The sequence below is a fragment of the Deinococcus pimensis DSM 21231 genome (assembly GCF_000519345.1).
Taxonomy (GTDB): domain Bacteria; phylum Deinococcota; class Deinococci; order Deinococcales; family Deinococcaceae; genus Deinococcus_A; species Deinococcus_A pimensis.
In genome coordinates, this window is record NZ_KI912643.1 from 1 (window position 1) to 1771 (window position 1771).

At 71.0% G+C, this 1771-nt stretch carries 2 protein-coding genes; both read right to left on the reverse strand.

All coding sequences use genetic code 11. From position 1 onward, the window contains the following. Nucleotides 1–449 (reverse strand): hypothetical protein (locus DEIPI_RS30550; protein ID WP_045234179.1); only part of this gene is annotated, 449 nt, incomplete at its 3' end. A gap of 70 nt (nt 450–519) precedes the next feature. After that, nucleotides 520–1542: a PIN/TRAM domain-containing protein gene (locus DEIPI_RS0111650; protein ID WP_027481888.1), complete on the reverse strand. Its 1023-nt coding sequence runs from the start codon at nt 1540–1542 to the stop codon at nt 520–522. Between the last annotated feature and the right edge of the window lie 229 nt (nt 1543–1771).

The window sequence follows — 1771 nt, forward strand, 5'->3', positions numbered from 1 at the left end:
ACGGCCAGCCCGGTCCACGCCAGCGACGCCGAGAGCGAGGCGGCACGCCCCGTCACGGGTCCACCCGCGAGCGCGTTCGCGAGCCGGATCGCCGGGCCGACCGTGAGCCGGTTGAGGCCGCTCTCCAGCATCTGGAGGGCGCCCACTAGCGCGGACGGATGGACGGCGCTCACGGCGAGCCAGGTGAGTGACAGGGCGGCGTTCCCCGCCGCGGCCGTGACCGCCGCGGGCAGCAGATCGGACACCCAGCCGAGCACGATCGGAAGCGCGAGGTCCGCCAGCAGGGGCCACGTCAGGACCGAGGCGAGTGCCGCGCCGCCACCCTCCTCGAAGGCGAGGACGGACAGCGCGGACTGGCCGAGCGCGTCACCGAGGACGCTCAGGCCGACGCAGAGCGCCCAGAACAGAAAGGGCCGCGTGACGCGGCCCCCGGAAGAATGCGTTGTCATGATGCAGATCGATAGGACCGCGTTCATGGTAGCCCGCGGCGTGAACGCGGCCCGGCAATCCCGCGCGGACCTACTCCCCGGCGACCTTCGCGAAGACCATGCGGCCCACGCTGGTCTGCACGTTCGACAGCACGGTGACGCGCACCTGCTTGCCCTTGTGGCGCAGGCCGTCCTCCACGACGATCATGGTGCCGTCCTCGAGGTAAGCGACGCCCTGCCCGGACTGCTGCCCGGCCTTCGTGACGGTCACGTCGAGCACCTCGCCCGCCTGCAGTTTGGGCCGCAGCGCGAGCGCCGCCTCGTGGATGCTCAGGACCTTCAGGCCGTAGAGCCGCGCGACCTTGCTGAGGTTCGAGTCGTTCGTGACGAGCTTCGCGCCGTACTCCCGCGTGAAGCGCACGAGCTTGTCGTCGACGGGGACGTCGCCGTCCACGTCCCACTCCTCGACGCGCAGGCTCGCGATCTCGCGCAGTTCCTCCAGCACGCCGAGGGCGCGTTTGCCGCGCGTGCGGCGCTGCGGGTCGGCGTGGTCGGCCTGGTACTGCACCTCGCGCAGGACGAAGCTCGGGACGATCAGCTCCCCCTCGAGGAAGCCGCTGCGCGCGAGGTCCGTGACGCGTCCGTCGATGATGACGTTCGTGTCGAGGACCTTCGCGTTCGAGCGGCGGCGCGGCGGGCCCGAGTAGGCGAGCGCGCCGAAGGTCCCGGCGTTCTGCACGGCGAAGTAGACGAAGAAGACGGAGAGCAGCGCGGTGATCGCGACGCTCCAGTACCAGCGGAAGAAGGGCGCGCTCGACAGGAGCGTCGTGACGAGGACCGCCACGACGAGCGCGACGACGAGTCCGACGGTGGCGGCGGTGACGCGGCGCGGATCGAGCCGGGAGAGCCACGCCAGGCCGCGCTCCACGACGCCGTCGAGTACGCTCGCGATCCGCTCGCCGAGCAGGAAGGCGACGAGGAGGCCCGCCGCCATGAGGTAGACGGTGTTGGCGGTGGACGCTTCCGCGCCGAATCCGCTGAGGGAGAGGAGGACGCCCACGCCGTAGCCGAGCAGGAGCCCGAGCAGCAGCAGCAGGACGCGGACGAGAATCACCTGAAGAGCATAGCGGCTCGGGACCGCACGTGACAATTTCGGCTTTTTCTGAGAACCATGAGCAGACCTGACCGTGGCGCGACTACTTCTTCCACAGCACCCTCAGCGCGTCCTCCACGCTGCGCACCCCGTCCCCACGCACACCCGGCGGCATCACCAGCCGCGCGTAGCCCGCGCGCTCCGCCTCCTCCGCGCGGCGCAGGGCGCTCCCCACCGTGCGCACCTCCCC